At 48.1% G+C, this 7,229-nt stretch carries 5 protein-coding genes, 1 other RNA gene and 3 pseudogenes; 3 read left to right on the top strand and 6 right to left on the bottom strand.

Annotated features, from left to right (window positions below; translation table 11 throughout):
• The 3 genes and pseudogenes from BHE85_RS07970 to BHE85_RS07960 all read left to right on the top strand — a co-directional run.
• Positions 1–234 (top strand): IS1 family transposase (locus BHE85_RS07970; RefSeq protein WP_001393844.1); only part of this gene is annotated, 234 nt, incomplete at its 5' end.
• Positions 235–244: 10 nt separating this feature from the next.
• A pseudogene (locus BHE85_RS07965) lies at positions 245–607 on the top strand (hypothetical protein); the annotation flags it as partial.
• Positions 608–628: 21 nt separating this feature from the next.
• Positions 629–1,808, top strand: a pseudogene (locus BHE85_RS07960) (YhaC family protein).
• A 387-nt stretch (positions 1,809–2,195) separates the two neighbouring features.
• On the opposite strand, the gene rnpB reads toward BHE85_RS07960, so the two are convergent.
• The 6 genes and pseudogenes from rnpB to BHE85_RS07930 form a co-directional block, all read right to left on the bottom strand.
• Positions 2,196–2,572, bottom strand: an RNA gene (rnpB, locus tag BHE85_RS07955) — RNase P RNA component class A.
• A gap of 32 nt (positions 2,573–2,604) precedes the next feature.
• Positions 2,605–3,750 (bottom strand): glycerate 2-kinase, encoded by a 1,146-nt coding sequence (gene garK / locus BHE85_RS07950; protein WP_039064257.1) that lies wholly within the window; start codon positions 3,748–3,750, stop codon positions 2,605–2,607.
• 96 nt (positions 3,751–3,846) lie between these two features.
• Entirely contained in the window at positions 3,847–4,737 is an 891-nt protein-coding gene (gene garR / locus BHE85_RS07945; RefSeq protein ID WP_001303675.1) for a 2-hydroxy-3-oxopropionate reductase, read from the bottom strand.
• 29 nt (positions 4,738–4,766) lie between these two features.
• Entirely contained in the window at positions 4,767–5,537 is a 771-nt protein-coding gene (gene garL / locus BHE85_RS07940; RefSeq protein WP_001058227.1) for a 2-dehydro-3-deoxyglucarate aldolase, read from the bottom strand.
• A 15-nt stretch (positions 5,538–5,552) separates the two neighbouring features.
• Positions 5,553–6,887 (bottom strand): galactarate/glucarate/glycerate transporter GarP, encoded by a 1,335-nt coding sequence (gene garP, locus BHE85_RS07935; protein WP_024258041.1) that lies wholly within the window; start codon positions 6,885–6,887, stop codon positions 5,553–5,555.
• A 9-nt stretch (positions 6,888–6,896) separates the two neighbouring features.
• Positions 6,897–7,229 (bottom strand): annotated as a pseudogene (locus BHE85_RS07930) (IS1-like element IS1X2 family transposase); the annotation flags it as partial.

Below are 7,229 nucleotides of genomic sequence, written 5' to 3'. Positions count from 1 at the left end.
TCGGCCTTTGAGGTCGTGGTATGGATGACGGATGGCTGGCCGCTGTATGAATCACGCCTGAAGGGAAAGCTGCACGTTATCAGCAAGCGTTACACTCAGCGCATTGAGCGACATAATCTGAATCTGAGACAACATCTGGCAAGGCTGGGACGGAAGTCACTGTCGTTCTCAAAATCGGTGGAGCTGCATGACAAGGTCATCGGGCATTATCTGAACATAAAACACTATCAGTAAGTTGGCAGCATTACCTGCAATTACTGCATTGAATTTCTATCAAGGCGATGTTCCTTCTGTCATGATCCGAATCCAACCGGAAAATATGAGTCCATTCATCATAGATATTTCTACAGGAGAACATGATAATTATATCATACAAACATTAGATGTAGGCACTTTTGCACCTTTTGGTGAACAATGTACTTGCTCAGCCGTCAATAAAAAAGAGCTGGAATGTATTAAGGAGACGATTTCTAAGTATTGCGCAAAGTTCACCCAAAAAGAAGCCATCTTAACAGCCCCTACGCACTTTAATAAAACCTGCATTACTTCAGATTGTTGGCAAATTCTCTTTTTTTCACCCGATCATTTTAATAATGATTTTTATTGATTATTTATAAAGGATAAAATAATGTTCCCTGTTTCATCAATTGGTAATGATATTAGTAGTGATTTAGTCCGTCGAAAAATGAATGACCTTCCTGAAATCCCCATAGAAAATAATCTCGAAGCACTAGCACCAGGTATAGAAAAACTAAAACAGACCTCTATTCAAATGGTCACTTTACTTAACGCGTTACAACCAGGTGGAAAATGTATTATCACTGGTGATTTTCAAAAAGAATTAGCGTACTTACAAAATGTAATTCTTTATAATGACTCGTTTCTTCGTCTGGATTTTTTAGGTTATAACGCCCAAATTATTCAACGATCGGACAATACCTGCGAACTTACCATTAATGAACCGTTAAAAAACCAGGAAATATCTACAGGCAATATCAATGCTAATTGTCCATTAAAAGATATTTACAATGAAATCAGGAGGTTGAACGCAACCTTTAGTTGTGGGACTGGAGATATAGTTGATCTATCCTCTCTGGACTTACGTAATGTCGATTTAGATTATTATGATTTCACAGATAAACATATGGCTAATACTATTCTAAATCCTTTTAAATTGGATTCAACAAATTTTACTAATGCCAACATGTTTCAGGTTAATTTTGTTAGTTCAACACAAAACGCCACAATCTCCTGGGATTATTTACTAAAAATAACGCCTGTTTTAATAAGTATTAGCGATATGTATTCTGAAGAAAAAATCAAGTTTGTCGAAAGTTGTTTAAATGAGCTTGGAGACATTACCGAAGAACAATTAAAAATTATGAGATTTGCAATTATAAAATCTATACCAAGGGCAACTCTTACAGATAAATTAGAAAATGAATTAACAAAAGAAATATATAAAAGCTCATCGAAAATCAACAATTGCTTGAACAGAATTAAATTACCAGAGATGAAAGAATTCTCATCAAAAAAAAAACATATGATTACATCGATATAATCATTGAAGATTATGAAAATATCAAAGAAAATGCTTATCTGGTCGTCCCCCAAATTAATTATACTATGGATTTAAACATAGAAGACTCCAGCTCAGAAGAGTTAATACCCTCGAGAAAGACGAAAATTCTTCGGACAATGGCTTTGAAGTCGAAGAATATAACGCATATGAAGCATATAACTCAGAGAATCTATATTTTACCAGAGAGGAATATACGTATGATTACGACCTTTCAAATGCAATATAGACTTAATAACTTCTTACAAAATCTATAATTAATACCGTAGATATTCATTCATCTTACCCTGTGCACCAAAAGCAAAAACTCACTGACGCGGGTTTGAAACTGATGGCAACCGCAAAAATGCCTGATGCGCTACGCTTATCAGGCCTACGCCATCTCTGCAATATATTGAATTTGCGTGCTTTTGTAGGCAGGATAAGGCGTTCACGCCGCATCCGGCATGAATAAAGCGCACTCAACAATCTGAAACCCGCCGGAACGGTTTATTACGTACATCAGGTGAAACTGACCGATAAGCCGCTTTCTTTTGGGTATAGTGTCGTGGACAGTCATTCATCTTTCTGCCCCTCCAAAAGCAAAAACCCGCCGAAGCGGGTTTTTACGTAAATCAGGTGAAACTGACCGATAAGCCGGGTTCTGTCGTGGACAGTCATTCATCTAGGCCAGCAATCGCTCACTGGCTCAAGCAGCCTACCCGGGTTCAGTACGGGCCGTACCTTATGAACCCCTATTTGGCCTTGCTCCGGGTGGAGTTTACCGTGCCACGGACTGTTACCAGCCGCGCGGTGCGCTCTTACCGCACCCTTTCACCCTTACCTGATCCCGCTTGCGCGGGCCATCGGCGGTTTGCTCTCTGTTGCACTGGTCGTGGGTTTCCCCCCCAGGCGTTACCTGGCACCCTGCCCTATGGAGCCCGGACTTTCCTCCCCTCCGCCCGTCTCCCCCGAAGAGGACGACGACGAAGCGGCGACTGTCTGGTCAGCTTCGGCGCGCAGTATAGAGGGTTTGCGCGCCCTTGTCACCCCGCGTTGCGCATTCCAATCGCCAGTGTCGCGGCGATATTACGTGAAGCACGGCAGATATTGTCATAAGCCCCGCGGAATGCTTCGTCCAACGTACCTATGCTGGTCAATACGCTGAAGACCGCATCAATGCCATGCTGATGTACAACGCCAACATCATCGGTCAGGCTACCCGCAATGCCAATCACCGGTTTATGGTACTTCTTCGCCACGTTTGCGACACCAATCGGTACCTTGCCGTGAATACTCTGGCTGTCAATACGCCCTTCACCGGTGATCACCAGCGTACAATCGTGAATATGTTCTTCCAGATTCAGCGCCGTAGTGACGATTTCAATACCACTTTTCAGTTCCGCACCAAGAAACGCCATCAGCGCCGCGCCCATACCGCCCGCAGCTCCTGCGCCGGGGACATCTTTCACATCAACATGCAGCGCTTTTTTAATGACCTCGGCATAGTGAGAGAGGTTATTGTCCAGCTCAACAATCATCGCTTCACTGGCTCCCTTTTGTGGGCCAAAGATGCGCGATGCGCCGTTATCGCCCACCAGCGGATTGGTGACATCACAAGCGACGCGAATGACGCAATCTTTTAAGCGCGGATCGAGGCCGGAAATATCAATATCATTCAGAGTATTAAGACTACCGCCGCCAAAACCAATTTCATTGCCGTTGGCGTCGCATAATTTCGCCCCCAGCGCCTGTACCATGCCTGCGCCGCCATCATTTGTAGCGCTGCCGCCAATGCCGATAATAATGTTTGTCGCACCGCTCTCCAGCGCCTGCAGGATTAACTCGCCTGTGCCGCGTGAAGTGGTCACGAGTGGATCGCGTTTTTCCGCAGGTACCAGCTCCAGCCCACTGGCCGCCGCCATTTCAATAAACGCGGTTTTGCCATCGCCGGAGATCCCCCAACTGGCATTCACTTTCTCGCCCAACGGCCCTGTAACCCAGGCGTGACGTTCGGAAACCTGGGTGGCTGCAATCATCGCTTCCACCGTTCCTTCGCCACCGTCGGCAACCGGAACAGAAACGTACTGTGCATCAGGAAAAATTTCCCGAAATCCTTTTTCTATCGCCTGCGCAACCTCGCTGGCAGATAAACTTTCTTTATAAGAGTCTGGGGCGATTACGATTTTCATACCTATGCCTGTTACCACATGACGCCGGAGGGCGTTTCTCTTATTCGGCGTGGATTCCAGGCCCGGATTGCAATACGCCATCCGGGCACGACGTCATTAACGAGTAACTTCGACTTTCGCCAGTTTTTCGTAGTAGCACGCCAGAGCGCTATGATCCGCCGTTCCTAAACCATCTGCACGCAGTGCCTGCATCATCTCCATAACCGCAGCTGTGAGCGGCAGTTGCGCGCCGACGCCGTGAGAAGTATCCAGCGCATTCGCCAGATCCTTAATATGCAGATCAATGCGGAAGCCCGGCTTGAAGTTGCGGTCCATCACCATCGGCGCTTTGGCATCCAGCACGGTACTGCCCGCCAGCCCACCGCGAATTGCCTGATAAACCAGGTCCGGGTTAACGCCCGCTTTAGTTGCCAGCGTTAACGCTTCTGACATCGCAGCAATATTCAGCGCCACAATGACCTGATTTGCCAGTTTGGTGACGTTACCTGCACCGATTTCCCCGGTATGCACCACGGAACCCGCCATCGCTTTCATCAAATCATAGTATTTGTCGAAAATAGCCTTGTCGCCGCCCACCATCACTGACAGCGTACCGTCGATGGCTTTCGGTTCACCGCCGCTCACCGGAGCATCCAGCATATCAATGCCTTTCGCTTTCAGCGCTTCGCTGATTTCACGGCTTGCCAGCGGTGCGATAGAACTCATATCGATCAATACCGTACCTGGCTTCGCGCCTTCAATAATGCCATTCTCACCCAGCGCCACCTCTTTCACATGAGGGGAGTTTGGCAGCATGGTTATGATGACGTCGCACTGTTCAGCGATCGCTTTAGCCGTAGACGCTGTTTCTGCACCTGCAGCAATCACGTCAGCAATAGCTTCTGGGTTACGGTCAGCAACCACCAGCGAGTAACCTGCTTTCAGAAGGTTTTTACTCATTGGTTTACCCATAATCCCCAGGCCAATAAAACCAACTTTCATAGTCATATCAATCATCTCTCTTGTTGCGGTGGTGGTTATTTTTTAAAGGTATCAGCCAGTTTCTGAGTGGCAGAGCGGAAGACGCCAAGATCGCTGCCGACAGCCACAAACGTCGCGCCCCATTCCAGATAACGACGCGCATCGGCTTCGACCGGCGCGAGAATACCGCTGGGTTTGCCGTGCGCACTGGCACGGTTAAAAATATGCTGAATTGCTTTTTGTACATCCGGATGCGAGGCATTGCCGAGATGGCCCAATGCCGCAGCCAGATCGCTGGGGCCGACGAAGATACCGTCTACACCTTCGGTAGCGGCAATAGCATCGACGTTATCTACGCCCTGCTGACTTTCTATCTGGACCAGAATAGTGATGTTCTTGTTCGACTGAGCGAAATAATCCGCCACGGTGCCAAACATATTGGCGCGGTGAGAAACGGAGACGCCGCGAATGCCTTCCGGCGGGTAACGAGTTGATGCCACCGCCTGCTCTGCTTCCTCTTTTGTTTCTACAAAAGGAATCAGGAAATTATAGAAACCGATATCCAGAAGACGCTTAATAATTACCGGCTCGTTGGTCGGCACTCGCACTACTGGCGCGCTGGCGCTGCCTTTCAGGGCCATTAACTGCGGAATAAACGTGGAAATATCGTTTGGCGCATGTTCGCCATCCAGCACCAGCCAGTCAAACCCAGCCAAACCAAGAACTTCAGTGCTAATCGGGTTAGAGAGTGCTGACCAGCAACCAATTTGTACCTGTTTCGCAGCCAGTGCGGCTTTGAATTTATTCGGGAAAACATCGTTATTCATCGCTTATACCTTTGCTTATTTCTGCAATTCCATACGTTTAATGTCGCCAACTACGAAGAGGTAGCAGACCATCGCCATCAGCGCTGAACATCCCACGAAAACCAGTGCTGCATTGAAGGAGTGCAGTTCACTTACCAGGTAGCCAATCACCAGTGGAGTGACAATGGAGGCAACATTGCCAAAGACGTTAAAGACGCCGCCACAGAGGCCAACAATCTCTTTCGGCGCGGTGTCAGAAATCACCGGCCAGCCCAGAGCACCAAATCCTTTGCCAAAAAAAGCCAGCGCCATCAGCATGACCACCAGCGTGGTGTTGTTGGTGTAGTTACATAAGATGATGGTGGAAGCCAGCAACATTCCCAGCACAATCGGTAGCTTACGTGCCAGGGTCAGGGATAAACCGCGTTTGATCAGATAATCCGAGAAGACACCTCCCAGCACGCCGCCCGCAAAACCACACAGTGCCGGAATCGAGGCGACCAGACCCACTTTCAGAATCGACATGCCTTTTTCCTGCACCAGATAAATCGGGAACCAGGTGAGGAAGAACCAGGTGATGGTGTTGATAAAATATTGTCCGAAAAATACGCCCAACATCATGCGGTTAGAGAGCAATTGCTTGATGTAATGCAGTTTGGGACCGCTTGCTGCCGCGCTGCCCGGCTTTTTGTGGTCCATATCGACCACCGCGCCATTTTCAGAGATAAACTTCAGCTCTTCCGCAGACATACGTGGGTGATCTGTCGGGTTATAAATCAACTTGATCCACAGCGCCGTCAGCACAAAACCAATCACCCCCATAACGGTGAAGACGTGCTCCCAGCCCCAGGCGAAAGTCAGCCAGCCAAGCAGAGGCGAAAAGAGCGCCAGCGAGAAATATTGCGCCGAGTTAAAGATGGCGGAGGCAGTACCACGTTCTTTCGTCGGGAACCAGGCGGCGACAATACGGGCGTTCGCCGGGAATGATGGCGCTTCCGAGAAGCCGAGCATAAAGCGCATAAAGAACATAGAGATCCCTGCCCAGGCCAGCGGGAACATATCAACAAAGCCTTGCAGGAAGGTGAATAGCGACCAGAAAAAGAGGCTGTAGGTGTAAACTTTTTTCGAGCCAAACTTATCAAGCAGCCAGCCGCCGGGAATTTGCATCAGCAGGTAGGCCCAGCCAAAAGCGGAGAAGATGTAACCCATCGAAACCGTACTTAACTGCAACTCTTTTGCCACTTCGGTACCAGCAATAGACAGCGTTGCACAATCGGCGTAGTTAACGGCGGTAACAATAAAAATAATCAGTAATATTAAATAGCGGGTATGCACGCCTTTCTTTTTTACGTCAACGGTGTCCAGGGTAATGACTCCAACTTACTGATAGTGTTTTATGTTCAGATAATGCCCGATGACCTTGTCATGCAGCTCCACCGATTTTGAGAACGACAGTGACTTCCGTCCCAGCCTTGCCAGATGTTGTCTCAGATTCAGATTATGTCGCTCAATGCGCTGAGTGTAACGCTTGCTGATAACGTGCAGCTTTCCCTTCAGGCGTGATTCATACAGCGGCCAGCCATCCGTCATCCATACCACGACCTCAAAGGCCGACAGCAGGCTCAGAAGACGCTCCAGTGTGGCCAGAGTGCGTTCACCGAAGACGTGCGCCACAACCGTCCTCCGTATCCTGTCATACGCGTAAAACAGCCA

Source organism: Shigella sp. FC1567, from assembly GCF_001743015.1.
GTDB classification, from domain to species: Bacteria; Pseudomonadota; Gammaproteobacteria; order Enterobacterales; family Enterobacteriaceae; genus Escherichia; species Escherichia coli.
The sequence above is the reverse complement of the archived record's forward strand: the minus strand, read 5'-3'. Positions and strand labels throughout refer to the sequence as shown.